Annotated in this window: 17 protein-coding genes; 15 read left to right on the top strand and 2 right to left on the bottom strand. The window is 37.2% G+C overall.

Going from position 1 to position 17,291, the window contains the following annotated elements; genetic code table 11:
• Nucleotide 1 precedes the first annotated feature (1 nt).
• The 10 genes from AC06G9_RS03965 to AC06G9_RS04010 all read left to right on the top strand — a co-directional run bounded on the left by AC06G9_RS03965 (nucleotide 2) and on the right by AC06G9_RS04010 (nucleotide 13,190).
• Nucleotides 2–1,459 (top strand): UDP-N-acetylmuramoyl-L-alanyl-D-glutamate--2,6-diaminopimelate ligase, encoded by a 1,458-nt coding sequence (locus AC06G9_RS03965; protein WP_346570557.1) that lies wholly within the window; start codon nucleotides 2–4, stop codon nucleotides 1,457–1,459.
• Between the two features lie 4 nt (nucleotides 1,460–1,463).
• Complete coding sequence (gene mraY, locus AC06G9_RS03970; protein WP_248754698.1) at nucleotides 1,464–2,708, top strand: phospho-N-acetylmuramoyl-pentapeptide-transferase; 1,245 nt, start codon at nucleotides 1,464–1,466, stop codon at nucleotides 2,706–2,708.
• 5 nt (nucleotides 2,709–2,713) lie between these two features.
• Complete coding sequence (gene murD, locus AC06G9_RS03975) at nucleotides 2,714–4,087, top strand: UDP-N-acetylmuramoyl-L-alanine--D-glutamate ligase (protein WP_094773039.1); 1,374 nt, start codon at nucleotides 2,714–2,716, stop codon at nucleotides 4,085–4,087.
• Nucleotides 4,088–4,121: 34 nt separating this feature from the next.
• Nucleotides 4,122–5,330, top strand: a complete 1,209-nt coding sequence (locus AC06G9_RS03980; RefSeq protein WP_045753161.1) for an FtsW/RodA/SpoVE family cell cycle protein — start codon at nucleotides 4,122–4,124, stop codon at nucleotides 5,328–5,330.
• Between the two features lie 13 nt (nucleotides 5,331–5,343).
• Nucleotides 5,344–6,447 carry an undecaprenyldiphospho-muramoylpentapeptide beta-N-acetylglucosaminyltransferase gene (gene murG / locus AC06G9_RS03985; RefSeq protein ID WP_480957552.1) on the top strand — a complete coding sequence of 368 codons (1,104 nt, stop codon included), beginning with the start codon at nucleotides 5,344–5,346 and terminating at the stop codon, nucleotides 6,445–6,447.
• A 5-nt stretch (nucleotides 6,448–6,452) separates the two neighbouring features.
• A complete protein-coding gene (gene murC / locus AC06G9_RS03990) occupies nucleotides 6,453–7,808 on the top strand; it encodes a UDP-N-acetylmuramate--L-alanine ligase (RefSeq protein WP_346574566.1) in 1,356 nt (451 codons plus the stop codon).
• A complete protein-coding gene (locus AC06G9_RS03995; RefSeq protein ID WP_346570553.1) occupies nucleotides 7,801–8,643 on the top strand; it encodes a cell division protein FtsQ/DivIB in 843 nt (280 codons plus the stop codon). Before murC ends, AC06G9_RS03995 begins: the two co-directional genes overlap by 8 nt.
• 24 nt (nucleotides 8,644–8,667) lie before the next feature.
• Complete coding sequence (gene ftsA / locus AC06G9_RS04000; RefSeq protein WP_045753165.1) at nucleotides 8,668–10,032, top strand: cell division protein FtsA; 1,365 nt, start codon at nucleotides 8,668–8,670, stop codon at nucleotides 10,030–10,032.
• 140 nt (nucleotides 10,033–10,172) lie between these two features.
• A complete protein-coding gene (gene ftsZ / locus AC06G9_RS04005; RefSeq protein ID WP_346570552.1) occupies nucleotides 10,173–11,864 on the top strand; it encodes a cell division protein FtsZ in 1,692 nt (563 codons plus the stop codon).
• Nucleotides 11,865–12,047: 183 nt separating this feature from the next.
• Entirely contained in the window at nucleotides 12,048–13,190 is a 1,143-nt protein-coding gene (locus tag AC06G9_RS04010; protein WP_346570551.1) for a sugar phosphate isomerase/epimerase family protein, read from the top strand.
• Between the two features lie 22 nt (nucleotides 13,191–13,212).
• Here AC06G9_RS04010 and AC06G9_RS04015 read toward each other — a convergent pair whose 3' ends face one another.
• Nucleotides 13,213–13,854, bottom strand: coding sequence for a response regulator transcription factor (locus AC06G9_RS04015; RefSeq protein WP_045753168.1), 642 nt, complete (start codon nucleotides 13,852–13,854; stop codon nucleotides 13,213–13,215).
• 252 nt (nucleotides 13,855–14,106) lie between these two features.
• Between AC06G9_RS04015 and mscL the strand changes: the two genes are divergently transcribed.
• The 5 genes from mscL to tsaB all read left to right on the top strand — a co-directional run bounded on the left by mscL (nucleotide 14,107) and on the right by tsaB (nucleotide 16,292).
• Nucleotides 14,107–14,514 carry a large-conductance mechanosensitive channel protein MscL gene (gene mscL, locus AC06G9_RS04020; protein WP_045753169.1) on the top strand — a complete coding sequence of 136 codons (408 nt, stop codon included), beginning with the start codon at nucleotides 14,107–14,109 and terminating at the stop codon, nucleotides 14,512–14,514.
• A 186-nt stretch (nucleotides 14,515–14,700) separates the two neighbouring features.
• Entirely contained in the window at nucleotides 14,701–14,859 is a 159-nt protein-coding gene (gene rpmH / locus AC06G9_RS04025) for a 50S ribosomal protein L34 (protein ID WP_045753170.1), read from the top strand.
• A gap of 66 nt (nucleotides 14,860–14,925) precedes the next feature.
• The gene (locus AC06G9_RS04030) at nucleotides 14,926–15,351 is read left to right on the top strand and encodes a ribonuclease P protein component (protein WP_045753171.1); all 426 of its coding nucleotides are present in this window, start codon (nucleotides 14,926–14,928) and stop codon (nucleotides 15,349–15,351) included.
• The gene (yidD, locus tag AC06G9_RS04035; protein ID WP_045753172.1) at nucleotides 15,314–15,568 is read left to right on the top strand and encodes a membrane protein insertion efficiency factor YidD; all 255 of its coding nucleotides are present in this window, start codon (nucleotides 15,314–15,316) and stop codon (nucleotides 15,566–15,568) included. The genes AC06G9_RS04030 and yidD overlap by 38 nt, the downstream gene beginning before the upstream one ends.
• A 16-nt stretch (nucleotides 15,569–15,584) precedes the next feature.
• Nucleotides 15,585–16,292 carry a tRNA (adenosine(37)-N6)-threonylcarbamoyltransferase complex dimerization subunit type 1 TsaB gene (tsaB, locus tag AC06G9_RS04040; protein ID WP_045753173.1) on the top strand — a complete coding sequence of 236 codons (708 nt, stop codon included), beginning with the start codon at nucleotides 15,585–15,587 and terminating at the stop codon, nucleotides 16,290–16,292.
• Here the strand turns inward: tsaB and AC06G9_RS04045 are convergent.
• Nucleotides 16,287–17,189, bottom strand: a complete 903-nt coding sequence (locus AC06G9_RS04045; protein ID WP_045753174.1) for a CorA family divalent cation transporter — start codon at nucleotides 17,187–17,189, stop codon at nucleotides 16,287–16,289. The genes tsaB and AC06G9_RS04045 overlap by 6 nt on opposite strands.
• Between the last annotated feature and the right edge of the window lie 102 nt (nucleotides 17,190–17,291).

A 17,291-nucleotide genomic window follows, 5' to 3' on the forward strand; every position in this document is an offset into this window, starting at 1 on the left:
AATGAAGAATTTAAAATCAATATTACATGCTATTCCTGTACAGGAGGTAGTGGGTCAACTGGATGTTGAGGTAGTATCGCTTTGCTTCGATTCGCGTCAGGTTGTATTCGGAAGTTTGTTTATTGCTGTTAGGGGTGTTCATACGGATGGACATTTGTTTATTGATAAAGCGATTGCTTTTGGAGCTAGAGCAGTTATCGTAGAAGAGTTGCCTGTGGAGACATTGGACTCTGTTGTCTATATTGTTGTAGCTGATTCTGCTCTTGCTTTGGGTGTAGTGGCTGCCAATTTCTATGATAATCCATCAAAGAAAATGAAGTTGGTCGGTGTTACAGGTACGAATGGTAAAACAACTGTCGCGACTTTATTATTCCAGCTGTTTACGGAATTGGGATATCATGTGGGGCTTTTGTCGACAGTACAGAATCAAATTGGGGAACGGGTTATTCCTGCGACGCATACGACTCCAGATCCCATTCAATTGAATCACTTATTGAGTGAGATGATTGAGGAAGGCTGCGATTATTGTTTTATGGAAGTGAGTTCGCATGCTGTTGTGCAGCAGCGAATAGCAGGTTTGAAATTCACGGGTGCTATTTTTACGAATATCACACATGATCATCTTGACTTTCACAAAACATTTAGTAGCTATATTAAGGCAAAGAAGAAGTTTTTTGATGATTTAGATACGGCTGCTTTTGCGTTGACCAATGAAGATGATCGTAATGGTCAGGTCATGTTGCAAAATACATTTGCTCATAAAAAAAGTTATGGACTCCATTCAGGAGCTGATTTTAGTGCGCGTATAGTCGAGAGTCATTTCGATGGTATGTTGATGAATATCGACGGACATGATGTGTGGGTGAAATTGGTCGGAGGATTCAATGCCTACAATCTATTGGCAGTGTATGGTGCAGCAATTTTGTTGGAGCAAGAGACTGTTCGTGTATTGACAGCTATGAGTGTACTGACTGGTGCTGAGGGTAGATTTGAGACTTTGAAGGCAGCAAATGGTGTTTTTGGAATTGTGGATTACGCACACACTCCTGATGCTGTGGAGAATGTCTTGCAGACGATTGAAAAGTTACGTAATCAAAGCCAACATATCATTACTGTATTGGGATGTGGTGGAGATCGTGATAAAACTAAGCGTCCAGAAATGTCACAAGCTGCATTGCGTTATAGTGATCGTTTGATTATTACATCTGACAATCCGAGAACGGAAGATCCTCTTACCATCATTAAAGAAATGGAAGCGGGTGTTGCTGCTGAACAAAGAAGTAAAGTTCTTTCTATTGCTGATCGTAAAGAGGCAATTCGAGTTGCATATCAATTGGCAAAACCAGGAGATATCATTGTCGTGGCGGGAAAGGGACATGAGAAATATCAAGAGGTAAATGGTGTACGTCACCATTTTGATGATAAAGAAATTTTAGAATTAACATTTAACGAAGTATAAGAATATGTTGTACCATTTATTCACATGGTTAAACGAATACATGCACATTCCAGGAGCTGGTTTGTTTCAGTATATTTCTTTTAGAACATCGATGGCTGTGATCACTTCACTGGTCATCACAACCGTTTTTGGAGGAAAGCTGATTCAGGTGCTTCAGAATAAGCAGGTAGGTGAGACCATTCGTGATTTAGGACTAGAGGGGGAGAAAAAGAAGCAGGGTACACCAACAATGGGTGGCTTGATCATCATTGCCGGAATTTTAATTCCGACTTTGTTATTTGCGAAGTTGACTAATATTTATGTCATCATTATGATTGTTTCCACACTATGGATGGGAGCTGTTGGATTTTTGGATGATTATATTAAAGTTTTTCGTCACAATAAGGAGGGTTTGGCTGGACGTTTTAAAGTGATTGGGCAGACTGGTCTGGGTATTTTCATTGCTTGTACGATGTATTTTCATCCCGAGATTGTGGTTCGTCAAAATGTAGCGTCACCTACTTCAACTAAACCTGTTGAAGTTGTGATCAATCAGGGAACTGGTGAGAAGACTTATGCAGAAAATGTGAAGTCTTCTAAAACAAATATCCCTTTTTATAAAAATAATGAGTTTGATTACGCTAAAGTTTTCAAGGTTTTTGGACTTAATAGCAATGTCTTAACCTTTATTGTATTCTTGGTTGTTGTGGTATTTATTGTAACTGCAGTTTCTAATGGTGCAAATATTACAGATGGTATCGACGGTTTGGCGACAGGTACTTCTGCTATTATTGGTGTTACTTTGGCCATATTGGCGTATGTGTCTGGTAACGTTATTTTCTCGGACTATTTGAATATCATGTATATTCCTAATTCGGGTGAACTGGTTATTTTTGCTGGCGCTTTTGTTGGAGCTTGTGTTGGCTTTTTATGGTACAATACGTATCCTGCTCAAGTATTTATGGGTGATACAGGTAGTTTGGCGATAGGAGGTATTATCGCGGCTTTTGCCATATTGATCCGCAAGGAGCTATTGATCCCGATTTTGTGCGGTGTCTTTCTTTTGGAATTGGTTTCTGTTATTTTACAGGTTTCTTATTTCAAATACACCAAGAAAAAATATGGGGAGGGTAGACGAATCTTTTTAATGTCTCCTTTGCACCATCACTTTCAAAAGAAGGGGTATCATGAGGCTAAAATTGTAACACGTTTTGTAATTGTCGGTATTATTTTGGCCATTTTGACCATTGTAACTTTAAAAATTAGATAATCAGCATGGCTAACATTTCATCAACATATTATCCACAGTCAGGAAAATTGATCGTACTTGGTGCAGGTGAAAGTGGTGTCGGTACTGCTATCTTGGCTAAACAGAGGGGATTTGATGTTTTTGTTTCTGATAAAGGAACAATTGCTGAACATTATAAAACCCAGTTGGAGGAAGAGCAAATCGCTTATGAAGAAGGATTACACAGTGAAGAGCGGATCTTACAAGCGGATCTAGTGGTGAAAAGTCCTGGTATTCCTGAACATGCTCCTTTAGTTGTTGCATTGAAGTCCAGAGATATCCCAGTGATTGCGGAAATTGAATTTGCAGCACAATATACAGATGCAAAGTTGATCTGTATCACAGGTTCTAATGGTAAATCGACTACTACGATGTTGACTTATGAAATGCTGAAACATGCTGGTAAGCACGTAGGTCTGGCAGGGAATATTGGTAAAAGCTTTGCTTTACAGGTGGCACGTGAACAATTTGATGTTTATGTGCTCGAGATTTCAAGTTTTATGTTGGATGATATGTACCAATTTAGAGCTGATATTGCCGTGATTTTGAATATTACAGCTGATCATTTGGATCGCTATGATTATAAAGTGGAGAATTATGTGGATTCTAAATTTAGAATGATTCAAAATCAAACAAAAGATGATTATTTCATCTATTGTCTTGATGATCCACAAACAATGGAAGGTTTGAAGAGACATTCAACTCCAGCGATACACTTGCCTTTTACACAGGAACAAAAAGTGGAATTTGGAGCTTATTTGACTTCAATTAAAGATATTATAATTAACATACCTAATAGCGATACATTTACTATGAGAACGGAAGAGTTGTCTTTGACAGGGAAACACAATGTGTACAACAATATGGCTTCTGGCCTAATTGCTAAGGTTCAAGAGTTGAGAAATCAAGCTATGAAGGAAAGTATGGGCTCTTATGTGAATATTGCACATCGCTTGGAGCAGGTGGCTTGTATCGGTGGGGTTAATTATATCAACGATTCTAAGGCTACCAATGTCAATTCGGTATGGTATGCGCTGGAAAGTGTATCAACACCTATTATTTTAATGTTAGGTGGTGTTGATAAAGGTAATGATTATGAAATGTTACGTGATTTAGTGAAATCTAAAGTACGTGCTATTGTGTGTATCGGAAAAGATAATACAGCTATACACGCGGCTTTTGAGGAGGATACAGAATTGATCGTAAACAGTTCTTCGATGAAAGATGCTGTGCAATTGGCCTCTCATTTGGCTCAAAAGGGAGATACGGTATTGTTGTCTCCAGCTTGTGCAAGTTTTGATTGGTTTAAAAATTACGAAGATCGCGGTGATAAATTTAAAGCTGCAGTGATGGAGTTGTAGTGGGTATAGGTTTTTAAATCTAAAGTGATTAATTATGGTAGAGCATCTACTTTCTAAATTAAAAGGCGACCGATGGATATGGATTATTGTGATCCTACTCTCGGGCTGGTCTTTGTTGGCCGTCTACAGTTCTGTAGGTACGCTGGCATATAAAGAAGGAAAGGGGACAGAATTGTATTTGTTCAAGCACTTCTCTTTAATTGCTGTTGGTTTTGTGTTGATGTATTTATCCCATAAACTGGATTATCGTTATTATGCGGGCATTTCCAAATTATTAATGGCGATAACAATTCCATTGTTATTGTATACTTTGATCTTTGGAAGTAAAGTGAACGATGCAAGTCGGTGGGTTACCATACCAGTGATCAATCAGACTTTTCAAACTTCGGATTTGGCGAAGTTGGCGCTGATCACGTTTTTGGCTCGTATGCTATCAAGAAAGCAAGAGGAAATTAAAGATGTTAAAAAGTCTTTTATTCCAATAATGGGAGCTGTTTGTGGTGTGTTTGTTTTAATTGCATGGGCAAATATGTCTACGGCAATTATGCTGTTTGGGGTATGTGTGCTCCTGCTTTTGATTGGACGTATCAGCTTTAAGCAAATTGCTATTGTATCTGCCGGAGTCGTATTGTTAGGCATTATCGTCGTTTCGGTAGGTCCTAGACGTGCAACATATTATAGTCGTGTTAAATCTTTTATAGGGGTTGAAAAAGAAAAACAGGAGGGAATGCCTGTTTCATTTCAAGATGATAAAAACTATCAAGCTAATAATGCAAAGATAGCAATTGCAACAGGTGGTGTATTTGGTAAGGGGCCTGGTAATAGTATTCAGAGAAATGTATTGCCGCACCCGTATTCCGATTTTATATTTGCCATCATCATTGAGGAGTATGGAACGATTGGGGGAGTGGTCTTGATTTTTCTTTATTTGGCTTTAATGTATCGCTGTATTCGTATAGTCACATTAAGTCCAAAAGCATTCGGTGCTTTTTTGGCGGCTGGACTGGGATTTAGTTTGACCATTCAGGCATTTGCCAATATGGCTGTGGCCGTGGGCTTGGGTCCGGTAACCGGGGTTCCGCTTCCGTTAGTAAGTATGGGTGGAACGTCTATTTTATTTACAAGTATCGCTCTGGGTATTATCTTGAGTGTAAGTAGAAATATTGAAGAATTAAAAGGTAAACAGGAATTGGATGAGCGACCGAAAGAGAAAAGAGTGGTCGTGGGTACAATTTCTGCGTAAAAATAAATAAGAAATGGCTATACGTGTGATCATAAGTGGAGGTGGTACTGGTGGACATATTTTTCCAGCAGTGGCAATTGCTAATGCACTAAAAGCATTGGATCCTCAAAACGAAATTCTTTTCGTTGGAGCTAATGGTCGTATGGAAATGGAAAAAGTACCGGCTGCGGGATATCAAATCGTGGGACTAGATATTCAAGGGATCAATAGAAAAGAGTTTTGGAAAAATATTTTTTTACCATTCAAGCTTTTTAAAAGCATGAACAAGGCTCGTAAAATTGTCCGTGAGTTTAAACCTGATGTGGCTGTTGGTGTTGGGGGGTTTGCTTCTGGACCTTTATTGATGGTGGCCAACCGCTTGGGTATACCGACTCTGGTGCAAGAACAAAATTCTTATGCCGGGGTGACTAATAAGCGACTGGGAAATAAGGCTGCTAAGATTTGTGTTGCTTATGAAGGGATGGAACAATTCTTTCCAGAAGAGAAATTATTGTTAACAGGTAATCCTATTCGTCGTGCTTCTATTGAGATTGAAGGTAAGCGTGAGGAAGCTTTGGCTTTTTTTGGATTAGATGCTAATAAAAAGACGATTTTAGTGACGGGTGGTAGCTTAGGGGCGCGTACTTTAAATGAAAGTGTCATGGCATCTTTGGAGAAATTGGACCACGCTAATATTCAGGTAATATGGCAATGTGGAAGTTATTATTTTGATCAGCTGAGTCAAGAGCTGAAAGATAAACTTTCTGGTCGCATCCATATGCTTGCTTTCTTACAGCGAATGGACTATGCTTATGCTGCTGCTGATATCATAATTGCTAGGGCAGGCGCTGGTACCATTTCAGAATTGTGTGTGGTAGGCAAACCGGTGGTGTTGGTTCCTTCGCCAAATGTCGCGGAAGATCACCAAACAAAAAATGCAATGGCATTGGTACATAAACAAGCGGCAGTATTGGTAAAGGATAATGAGGCGAAAGCAACTCTGTTTGATACAGCTATCGCTTTATTAAATAAGGAATCTGAGTCACTTATTTTGGCTCAAAATATAAAGAAATTAGCGCTTCTTGATGCGGATGTTGTCATCGCGAAAGAAGTTATAAAATTGGCAAATAAAAGGTAGAAATAATGAAAATTGACGCAATCAAACAGGTGTATCTTATTGGGATCGGTGGAATTGGAATGAGTGGGCTTGCTCGTTATTTTGCTCATTTAGGATGTGTGGTAAAAGGATATGATCGTACGGAGACTGAATTGACTAAAACATTGGTGTCTGAAGGTATTGCTGTTTCATATGTTGATGAAATCGATACTATAGATCCGATTTTCAATGCTCCGGATGATGCTACATTAATCATTTTTACACCTGCTATACCAAAAGATTCGAAGATTAAACATTATTTAGAGCAAGTAGGCCATACTTTACATAAAAGGTCTGAAGTCTTAGGGATTATTAGTGAAAGTCGGTTTACAATTGGTGTGGCTGGTACACATGGTAAAACTACGACTTCAACGATGGTCGCTCATATTTTAAAAGATAGTGGTTTTGACTGTTCTGCTTTTTTAGGTGGAATCAGTTCTAATTACGATACAAACGTGTTATATGGTAATAATGATGTTGTCGTAGTCGAAGCTGATGAATATGATCGTTCATTTTTGACCTTACATCCTAATATTGCAATTGTGACTTCAGCTGATGCTGATCATCTGGATATTTATGGTGATGCGGGTCAACTGTTGGCGACTTTCCAAATGTATTTGGATCGAGTTGTTGAGGGCGGCACGCGTATTGTGAAGAAGGGATTACCTTTTGACAGTCAAATCGCATATTCTGGACATGATGTGGCAGATGTATATGCTTCCAATGTACATGTTCGAGATGGCGAGTTTTACTTTGATTATATTTCAGCAGATTCAAAGATTGAGCATATTCATTTGGGCATACCTGGCACGCATAATGTCGAAAATGCTGTGGCGGCAATAACTGCTGCTCGTATTTTGGGTATTGCAGATGATAAAATAAAATTGGCCTTAGCTAATTTTAAGGGCGTTAAAAGGCGTTTCGAATATATCGTAAGAACTCCGTCTGCTATTTATGTAGATGATTATGCACATCATCCGGAGGAATTGCGTGCTTTTTTGAGTTCTATGCGAAAATTATATCCGAATAAAAAGTTAACAGTTGTATTTCAGCCACATCTCTTCACCAGAACACGTGATTTTATAGATGGATTTGCAGAAGTGCTATCTATGGCCGATCGTTTGCTGTTGATGGAGATCTATCCTGCACGCGAATTGCCTATTGAAGGTGTAAATTCGTCTTGGTTGTTGAGTAAGATTACAGCGCCAGAAAAAGCTGTTGTTACGCCACAACAGGTATTGGAAATTGCTCAAAACGAAAAACTGGAATTGTTGGTCACGGTCGGTGCAGGGGATATTGATAAGTTAGTAAAACCATTGAAGGAAATTTTAGTAAATGCTTAAATATTTACACAACATACGATGGAATCGCGTCTTATATTTATCACTCTTTTTTCTTGGAGTGATAGCTGTAATCATTGTGATGTCATTGGTCAACCGTAAGGATGAGCAACAGGTCTGTCGTGAGGTGAATATTTTTATAGAGGGAAAGGAAGCTTTTATAGACCAGGGTGATATTTCGGCACTTATTAGCAAAAATTATGGAAATATTATCGGGAAGCGATTACTTGATATTCCTTTAGAAAAAATTGAAAAAACATTGAAAAAATTGCCTTACGTATCTAAGGCAAGTGTGCATTTGGATATGGATGGTATTATCGCCATCAATATTGCACAACGTGAGGTGGTGATGCGTGTCATTAATAAAAATGGTCGAGAATATTATATCGACTTAAATGGATTGAAGGTACCGACTACTTTAAAGTATGTGCCACATGTAATGATTGCGACGGGTAATATTGAAGAAGGATATAAAAATCCCTTGGATTCGGTCAACACTTCTTTAGTGAAAGATCTGTTTCGCGTGACGCAGTTTATTGAAAATGATGAATTATGGAGCAATCAGGTTGTACAGGTATTTGTCAATAATGATAGAGATATTGAATTGGTTCCGCGTGTCGGCAATCAGCAGCTTATTATAGGCACTGCGGATTCGTTGGAACAAAAATTTAGTTTGTTAAGAACATTTTATAAAGAAATCATCCCTAAAGTTGGGGTTGATGCTTACAATAAAGTAAATGTAAAATATGCAGGTCAAATCATTTGTGAAAAGCGTGGTGTTTGGACATTTGATGATTTGCATCATCCAGAGAAGAAAATAAAGAATAACACATTATAGTATACAGCATCAATACAGAATATTATGAACCCAAAATCAGCAGAAATCGAAAGAGAGAACCCAATTATTGTGGGTCTCGATATTGGTACAACCAAGATTTGCGTTACCGTGGGAAGACGGAGCGGCGGAAATAAAATAGAACTTTTAGGAGTTGGTAAAGCAGACTCGGCAGGAGTAAGCCGAGGCGTAGTTGCTAACATTCAAAAAACGGTGAGCAGCATTCTTGAGGCGGTTGAAATAGCCGAAAATCAATCGAATGTGGATATCAAGGTGGTGAATGTTGGTATTGCTGGTCAACATATTAAAAGTATTCAACATCGTGGTATTTTTACCAAGACTGATAGCGATGATGAAGTGACAAGAAGAGATATTGAACGTCTTATTTCAGATATGTATAAATTGGTGTTGCCTCCTGGAGAAGAAATTATCCACGTGTTGCCACAAGAATTTACTATTGATAATGAGCCGGGTATTAGGGAGCCTATTGGTATGGCTGGTCGTCGTATCGAAGCGAATTTTCATATTATTTCGGGTCGTGTTACGGATATCCGAAATATCAAAAGATGTATTGATAATTCAAATTTGGAAGTTTCAGAATTGATTCTTGAACCTTTGGCATCATCTGAAGCTGTATTGGATGATGACGAAAAAAATGCTGGTGTTGTTTTAGTTGATATTGGTGGAGGTACTACGGATGTAGCTATTTTCCATGAGGGAATCATTCGTCATACTGCTGTAATTCCGTTGGGGGGAAATATAGTGACGGAAGATATTCGTCAAGGTTGTTCTGTATTGAGAAGTCAAGCTGAATTATTAAAAACACGATTTGGATCGGCATTGGCTGATGAAAATAAGGAAAATGAGGTGATTTGTGTTCCCGGCTTAAAAGGTCGTGAGCCGAAAGAGATCTCTGTAAAAAATCTTGCATACATTATTCAAGCACGTATGGAAGAGATCATCGAACATGTGTATTATGAAATCAAATCTTCAGGATATGAAAATAAACTGATCGGTGGTATCGTTATTACTGGTGGAGGTGCACAATTAAAACATCTGGTGCAGCTTGTCGAATACATTACGGGTATCGATTGCCGTATTGGTTTTCCAAATGAATACCTCGCGAAAAATGAAGTCCTGCCGAAAGCTTTGTATGAAGAATTGAAAAGCCCATTGTATGCAACCAGTATTGGTTTGTTGATGAAGGGTATTCAGGCGCACGAGGATGAAGTGGAAACAAGAAGAGCACCTAAGGTTGTCAAAAAAGATGTCGAGTCTGTTAAAGAGGTCGGTGAGCAGCAACAAAAGGAGCATGGTTTATTAACGTGGTTTAAAAAATTAATGAAGGATGGCAATGAAATTGATGATGCCACTTTCTTGGATAAAAAATAGTTTTCAACACTTTAGGTTTTTTTCCACATTTTAAACATTTGTGGAAAAAAATTGTTGAAAATATGTTATTATTACATTACGAATATTGAGTTTAGGTGAAGTTTGTACTGAAGTCATTATGAGTTAAATAGGGATAAGATATGTCAATACAGTTTGAAATGTTAAAAGAACAATCATCAATAATTAAGGTTATTGGGGTTGGTGGTGGTGGCGGTAATGCTGTTAACCACATGTATAAGCAAGGAATTAGTGGAGTAGATTTCATCGTGTGTAATACCGATGCTCAAGCTTTGGAATTAAGTCCAATACCTAATAAAGTACAATTGGGTATGAGTTTGACAGAAGGTATGGGTGCCGGTGCAGATCCTGATGTGGGTGAAAATTCAGCTATCGAAAGTATTGACGATATCAAACGTATGTTGGGTACCAACACAAAGATGCTTTTTATTACCGCTGGTATGGGTGGTGGTACGGGTACTGGTGCAAGTCCTGTATTAGCAAAAGCTGCTAAGGAATTGGGTATTTTGACTGTTGCGATTATTACTACTCCTTTTACTTTTGAAGGTAAACGACGCCGTTCTCAGGCTGAAGAAGGTTTGTCCGAACTACGGAAATATGTAGATTCGTATTTGGTAATCTCAAACGACCGTCTGAGAGAAATCTTTGGTAATTTAACGATGACTGCAGCTTTCGCAAAAGCTGATGATATATTAACAACTGCTGCAAAAGGTATCGCAGAGATTATTACTATTCCTGGTTATGTAAACGTCGATTTTAAAGATGTGCGTACTGTGATGAATGATAGTGGTGTCGCGATTATGGGTAATGCTGTTGCGGAAGGTGAAGACCGTGCCATCAAAGCGGTAGAAGGTGCGCTAGCTTCTCCATTGTTGAAAGATAATGAGATCGAAGGTGCGCGTTATATTTTATTGAATATTACTTCTGGTTTAAAAGAAGTAACGATGGATGAAGTAGCTATTATTACGGATTATATCCAAGAGAAAGCGGGTCTTTCTGCAGATCTAATCTGGGGTAACTGTATTGATGAGAACTTTGGTGAGGAATTATCGGTAACGATTATTGCTACAGGATTCCAGACTTCTGAGGAAAGAGATCTGGAACGTGAGAATACGAAAGTTACAATGCCTTTGACTGCAGCTGAACAAGTTGCATCATTTATAAAACCGGTGAACCAGTTCGTTCAAAAAGAGGTAAGCAACACACCTTTAGTAAATCCTGTTCAAACTAATACAGAGAATTTTTCTGCACCTACGACGACAAACGATTTATTTTCAACACCTAAAAACGTTGTTCAACAACAAGCTCAAGTTAAGGTAGAAGAAAATGCGATTATTCGCCATGAATTGAATTTTGAAGAAGTAGTGGAAGAGGAATCATTGTCTATGCAAAAGGGGAATGATTTTCAATTAAAAACATCACCTTCAGTATTTCAATTTCAAATGCCAACAGTATTTGATGAGTATGCTACAGGTTCTGTTTCTGCTCAAGAAGAACAAAATAATAATTTTTCAGCTTCAGTGAATAACAAGGCAGAAATTGAGCAAGTAGAAGAAGAGCAAGTTTCTTTTGAAGATCAGTTGGTGCGTACTAAAGAGCGTATCTTGAGATTAAAAGAATTGAGTATGAAATTGAAATCTTCAAATGGACTTCAAGAATTAGAGAATGAGCCTGCTTATAAAAGAAAGCAGATGTCATTAGATGATACGCCGCATTCTTCTCAATCTCAGGTTTCTAGATTTACCCTGTCATTTGAAGACGGAAATACAGAGATTAGACCCAATAATTCTTTTTTACATGATAATGTAGATTAGTTTATTTTTGAATAAATTATAATAAAAGCTATCTCGTATGAGGTAGCTTTTTTTGTATCTTTAATTTTTAACCATTTATATTGAATGTCATCATATTTATGAATATACACATGACAATAAGCTGTGAAAAATGAGCTTATATACCTGTTTATTCCATATGACAGAAAATTAAATCGTATATATATGAATCATAAAATGAATAATCCAATATGGGTAATGAGTTCTGCTTTTGATAAGCTGGAATTACCAGATTTAATAGATAAAACAAAGGATATAGGTGCTTCTGGCATTGATTTATGCGTGTTTAGAAAAGATGGTACTCGACAAGATCATACTGCAACACATTTAGATTATGAAGGTTTTTCTCGTGAAGACGCAAAAAGCACTTTAGCACTTTTCAATCAGTCGCAACTACAGTTATCTCTGGGTGCTTTTGAAAATATGATTGGTGGAGAAGAGGGGGAACGTATTAAAAATCAAAACCATTTATTAAAACTAATCCGGATTGCTCATTTATTGGGGGGCGATGCGAATAATGTTAAAGTCGGAACTTTTGTTGGTTACAATCATGATCTTGGAAATCAGATTGATGGTTTTCAAAAAAATCTAGATGAATATAAGCGTGTTTTTGCTCCGATTATAAAATATGCTGAAGATCTGGGAGTGACAGTTCTGTATGAAAATTGTCCTATGGAAGGGTGGCGATCGTCTCGTTATACCAGTACTTATAATAATTTACCTGCTGTTTTAGCTGCTCGAAAATTAATGTACGAGATGATACCAAGTCGGGCTCATGGTGAAATCTATGATCCATCGCATGATGTCTGGCAGCATACTGATCCGGTTGCTGTGATAAACGCAATGGATATAGCACGCTTGCATCGCATACATGTAAAGACTACACGCAATTTAAATACGATAGCAAGAACAGATTGGGGTGGTATGTATCCAATGCAACATGTAGATACTGATCTTGCTAAGGCGGCTAATATCGCTATTCCAGCTCATGATTGGGATCGTCATCATTATGAGGCTATGCTGCCTGGTTTTGGAGGTTCGGATAGTATGGATTGGAGAGCATTGGTGGATACGTTAAAAAGTCGTTCTTTTTCTGGTGTATTTGAAATCGAAAATGAGGCTAAAAATTCGAAAGATACGGGTAGTATGGCCGCTATAATGCAAGGATTTAGTGCTTGTGTTCATTTCTTTGCTCCTATGCTGTGGGATCTGGATGAAAAGAATGGATACACCTATCGACAAGAAACAGAACTCATCACGCCAAGTGGCAAAGATATTCCTGTGGTAACGATTGATCAATTACGTTAACTTTTTAAATTCACTCTGCAGATTAGTTTGCAGAGTGAATTCTAAATATTTCAATGAGTTCTGGAATATTAGAGACATTTAATTTTTCAAATATTCGACTCTTATATGTACTTACCGTCGATGGACTTAAATCTAATGTCGTCGAGACTTCAATTATTCCATGTCCTTGGATTAGATATTTAGCAACATCGACCTCCCGATTGGAAAGTCTTGAAAGGGGGTTCATGGTATTCAGCTTGGATTTGCTTTGTGTTAATTTTTTAACATATAAATCTTTTACTTCATCTGACATGTATTTGCCTCTTTCTCTTATTGTAAGTATGGCATTGCTCAATTCAGCCATTGCGGTACTTTTGTTAACAAATCCGGCAGCACCAGCTTCTATATAGCGGAGTGCATATAGTGATTCGTCATAAGAAGAAAATATTAAGATTTTTATAGATTCTTGTATTTCTAGTATTTCTTTTACTACTCTAATATTATTTCCACCAGGCATGTTAATGTCTAGTAAAAGTAAATCGAAAACTTCTTCTTGAAGTAATTTGAGCACTTCATTATAATCTTGGGCCTGCGTAATAACACATTCCGGCATACTTTCTTTTATAATAACAGATGCTCCTAATCGAACGATACTATGGTCGTCAGCAATTAATATTTTTTTCATGGGCGATGTTTAGGAAATATTACTATGCGAATATGTGGTGTTAAAAATAAATAAAAATACTGAAATACAGTTAATAAAATATTTGTAAATATAGCCAAAGATATAATTCTTTTCTGTCTATTTTATTCTATAATGCGATATGTCTTGATTGTTTTAGTGAAAAAACATGAGAAAAAAAGATGATTTTATGTCTATTTTAGCGAAATTAGCTTATATTTAGGTTAAAAATTACAACAGTAAACATTTTATTTTATGGGATTTTTGAAAGAGTTTAAAGAATTTGCTATGCGCGGTAGCGTAGTTGATTTAGCTGTCGGTGTTGTTATCGGTGGTGCATTTGGGAAAATTGTTACTTCTCTGGTGGATGATATCATTATGCCTCCAATTGGTTATTTAACGGGTGGTGTTGATTTTTCACAAATTAAATATGTTCTTAAAGCGGCTGACGAGGTGGCTAAGAAACCTGAAGTATCGATTAATCTAGGAAACTTTATTAATGTCGTCATTCAATTTCTTATTGTTGCATTCTGTATTTTCTTGGTCATTAAGGCTTTGAATTCTATGAAACGTAAAGAAGAGAAAGCTCCAGAAGTAGCGCCAGCTCCACCTAGAGAAGAAGTTCTTTTGACCGAAATCAGAGATTTACTTAAAAACAAGTAATCCCATATCAACATATACATAACAGATAAAGAAAACCTCTCTTTGTCTGTTTTTTTGTTGAATATTCCACTATTTTGGAGAAGTTGCAATTATTGTTTGTAATTCTCTAAAATATATTTTACTTTTGCATTCCTCTTTAGGGAGTTTTATTAATAGAATCAAAAATAATTTAGCATATTAAGCGTCATGAAAAGAACATTTCAGCCATCGCAAAGAAAAAGAAGAAACAAGCACGGATTCAGAGATCGTATGAGTTCTGCAAATGGTAGAAGAATTTTAGCTTCTCGTAGAGCAAAAGGTAGAAAACGCCTTACAGTTTCTGACGAAGGTCGTCACAAAGGTTAATATTTTTGCGTAGCTGGTGGCCAGGAGGCTCGTGTAGTAACGTGGCCTACTTTTCAGTCATCGATTATGATTAAAAATACATTTAAGAAAGAAGAACGTTTATGTAGTGTCAAGTTGATTGATGCATTGTTTCATAAAGGTTCTTCTTTTGTTTGTTATCCCTACCGTATCGTCTTCTATTCACCTTCAGAAGATAGTGGTCTCATTCTAGCAAATTCTTCAACACAAGTCATCTTATCGGTTTCTAAAAGACGATTCAAAAGAGCTGTTGATCGTAATCTGATGAAACGGCGAATGAAAGAATGTTATCGTTTGCAAAAAAATGATAGTTTACTTCCATTTTTAGAGCAGCATCAATTACCTTTGTTATTGACAATACAATATGTTGGTAAGGGCTTGTTAGCGTATGATTTTTTGTATAGTCACATGGGAAAAGCTTTGTTAAAACTACAGAATGAATGTTCTAAATTATATTTGGCAAAAGATAATTAAGCGGTTCTTTAGTCTGCTGTTTTTAGCCCTTATTCGATTTTATCAACTTTTTATCTCCCCTTTTTTAGGCGCCAATTGTCGGTATACACCTACGTGTTCACAATATGGGTATCAAGCCATACAAAAATATGGGCCATTTAAAGGTGGATGGTTAGCAATTAAACGTATTTTGAGTTGTAATCCCTGGGGTGGGCATGGTCATGATCCTGTTCCTTAATTTTTTTTCTATAATTATGTGCATTTATATTTTACAAATCGAAACTTCAACTTCTGTATGTTCAGTAGCTCTTGTTGAATCTGGGCAGGTTCGCCAGCACGAAAGTGTAGATGAACCTCATGTTCACGCTTCTCGACTAACGATTCTTATTCAAACATTATTGGATCGAGAAAATATAGGTTTTGGCGATTTGTCTGCAATCGCAGTAAGTATGGGGCCGGGATCTTATACGGGGCTAAGAATCGGTGTTTCTACTGCAAAAGGTCTATGCTACGCTTTAGATATTCCGCTGATCGCTGTCAATACACTGACGGGCATCTATACAGGTTTTCGCGCCAGTCAGGCACAATTGATACCTTATGACCTGTATATCCCGATGCTGGATGCGAGACGAATGGAAGTTTATTGTATATTTTTTGATCACCTTGGAAAGGTGCTAGTTGATACGCAGGCTTTGATCATTGATACAACTAGTTTTGATCAATACTTGAGTCATTATGATCGAATATGCCTCTTTGGCCCTGGTGCAGATAAACTGGAATCTTCTTTTTCCGATGTGCATGGCGTTGATGTCATTGCGGGTATTCAGACAAATGCTGTTGATATCAGTCAAATTGCATTTGAAAAATACCAGGCTGGTGAATTTGAAGATGTAGCTTATTTTGAGCCTTATTATTTAAAAGATTTTGTGGCAACTACGCCTAAGAAAAAGGTTGGGTTATAGCCAACCTTTTCTTTTGAACCAATAGTAAATCGCTAAGGAAATGCCCAACATAATAGCGATTGCTAATGGATATCCATAGTACCATTCTAATTCGGGCATGTTTTTAAAGTTCATCCCATATACGCCGGCTACAAAAGTAATGGGCATAAAAAATACGGAGAAAATGGTCAATATACGCATGATCTCATTGGTATGGTTGGATGAGATGTTAAAGTATATGTTGAGTAGCTGACTTGTATTTTCCGAAAGATTGTCATACAGCGTATTGGTTCTTAAAAATAGGTCTTTTAAATCTCTGCTATACACATTTCTTTTTTGATTGGCGTGAAAATGTTCTACAATCTCTTTGTATAGAATGATGACCTTTCTGACCACATCAATCTGCCTCTTGATGAAATAGACATGTTTGAGTACTAATTTTTTCTGACGTGCAAGGAATACGCTTTCTTCGTATTCGTCAAGTTTGGTGGATATTTTTGGTAATATTTTTTCAAACGTTGCTAGAGCTGCTGTCGTGATGTGATTGGCTAAATGCTTGGTGTCGCTCAGTTTGGTTGATCTAAAATCAAGCAATTTCATCTTGTGAATAAAATCTACATTTTTTTTATGAAGGGTGATGACAAAGTCTGCACCATAAAAAATAGTAAGACGGTCTGTTATCTCACCAATATTATCTGAATTATCTTTAAATGTTGATGATACCATCCGTAATATGATAAAGGTATAATTATCAAATTCTTCTATTTTGGGTAGATGTTCTGGCTCTAATGAATCTTTAATCGATGCTTGATTGAGCTTGTATTTTTCTTTCAAGGTTTCGAGATCGGTCACACTTGGTTCGAACACATCGATCCATTCATAATTCGCCTGCTCTTTACTTACTATGGTGGATATCATATTATGGAATCGGATTAAGATGTTAAGATAGCGAAGAGATTTTCAATTTGCAAATTGTGTATAAATAAGAAAGCCGCTCAATAGCGGCTTTCTTATTTTCTT

The sequence above is a fragment of the Sphingobacterium sp. MAE genome (genome assembly GCF_056711605.1).

Excerpts from the sequence above, each read along its gene's own strand:
- AC06G9_RS04010 (WP_346570551.1), top strand. The coding sequence starts at position 12,048 with ATGAATCATAAAATGAATAATCCAATATGGGTAATGAGTTCTGCTTTT.
- murG (WP_480957552.1), top strand. The coding sequence starts at position 5,344 with ATGGCTATACGTGTGATCATAAGTGGAGGTGGTACTGGTGGACATATT.
- murC (WP_346574566.1), top strand. The coding sequence starts at position 6,453 with ATGAAAATTGACGCAATCAAACAGGTGTATCTTATTGGGATCGGTGGA.
- ftsZ (WP_346570552.1), top strand. The coding sequence starts at position 10,173 with ATGTCAATACAGTTTGAAATGTTAAAAGAACAATCATCAATAATTAAG.
- mraY (WP_248754698.1), top strand. The coding sequence starts at position 1,464 with ATGTTGTACCATTTATTCACATGGTTAAACGAATACATGCACATTCCA.
- AC06G9_RS03965 (WP_346570557.1), top strand. The coding sequence starts at position 2 with ATGAAGAATTTAAAATCAATATTACATGCTATTCCTGTACAGGAGGTA.
- ftsA (WP_045753165.1), top strand. The coding sequence starts at position 8,668 with ATGAACCCAAAATCAGCAGAAATCGAAAGAGAGAACCCAATTATTGTG.
- AC06G9_RS03995 (WP_346570553.1), top strand. The coding sequence starts at position 7,801 with ATGCTTAAATATTTACACAACATACGATGGAATCGCGTCTTATATTTA.
- AC06G9_RS04030 (WP_045753171.1), top strand. The coding sequence starts at position 14,926 with ATGATTAAAAATACATTTAAGAAAGAAGAACGTTTATGTAGTGTCAAG.
- AC06G9_RS03980 (WP_045753161.1), top strand. The coding sequence starts at position 4,122 with ATGGTAGAGCATCTACTTTCTAAATTAAAAGGCGACCGATGGATATGG.
- mscL (WP_045753169.1), top strand. The coding sequence starts at position 14,107 with ATGGGATTTTTGAAAGAGTTTAAAGAATTTGCTATGCGCGGTAGCGTA.
- AC06G9_RS04015 (WP_045753168.1), bottom strand. The coding sequence starts at position 13,854 with ATGAAAAAAATATTAATTGCTGACGACCATAGTATCGTTCGATTAGGA.
- tsaB (WP_045753173.1), top strand. The coding sequence starts at position 15,585 with ATGTGCATTTATATTTTACAAATCGAAACTTCAACTTCTGTATGTTCA.
- AC06G9_RS04045 (WP_045753174.1), bottom strand. The coding sequence starts at position 17,189 with ATGATATCCACCATAGTAAGTAAAGAGCAGGCGAATTATGAATGGATC.
- rpmH (WP_045753170.1), top strand. The coding sequence starts at position 14,701 with ATGAAAAGAACATTTCAGCCATCGCAAAGAAAAAGAAGAAACAAGCAC.
- murD (WP_094773039.1), top strand. The coding sequence starts at position 2,714 with ATGGCTAACATTTCATCAACATATTATCCACAGTCAGGAAAATTGATC.
- yidD (WP_045753172.1), top strand. The coding sequence starts at position 15,314 with ATGAATGTTCTAAATTATATTTGGCAAAAGATAATTAAGCGGTTCTTT.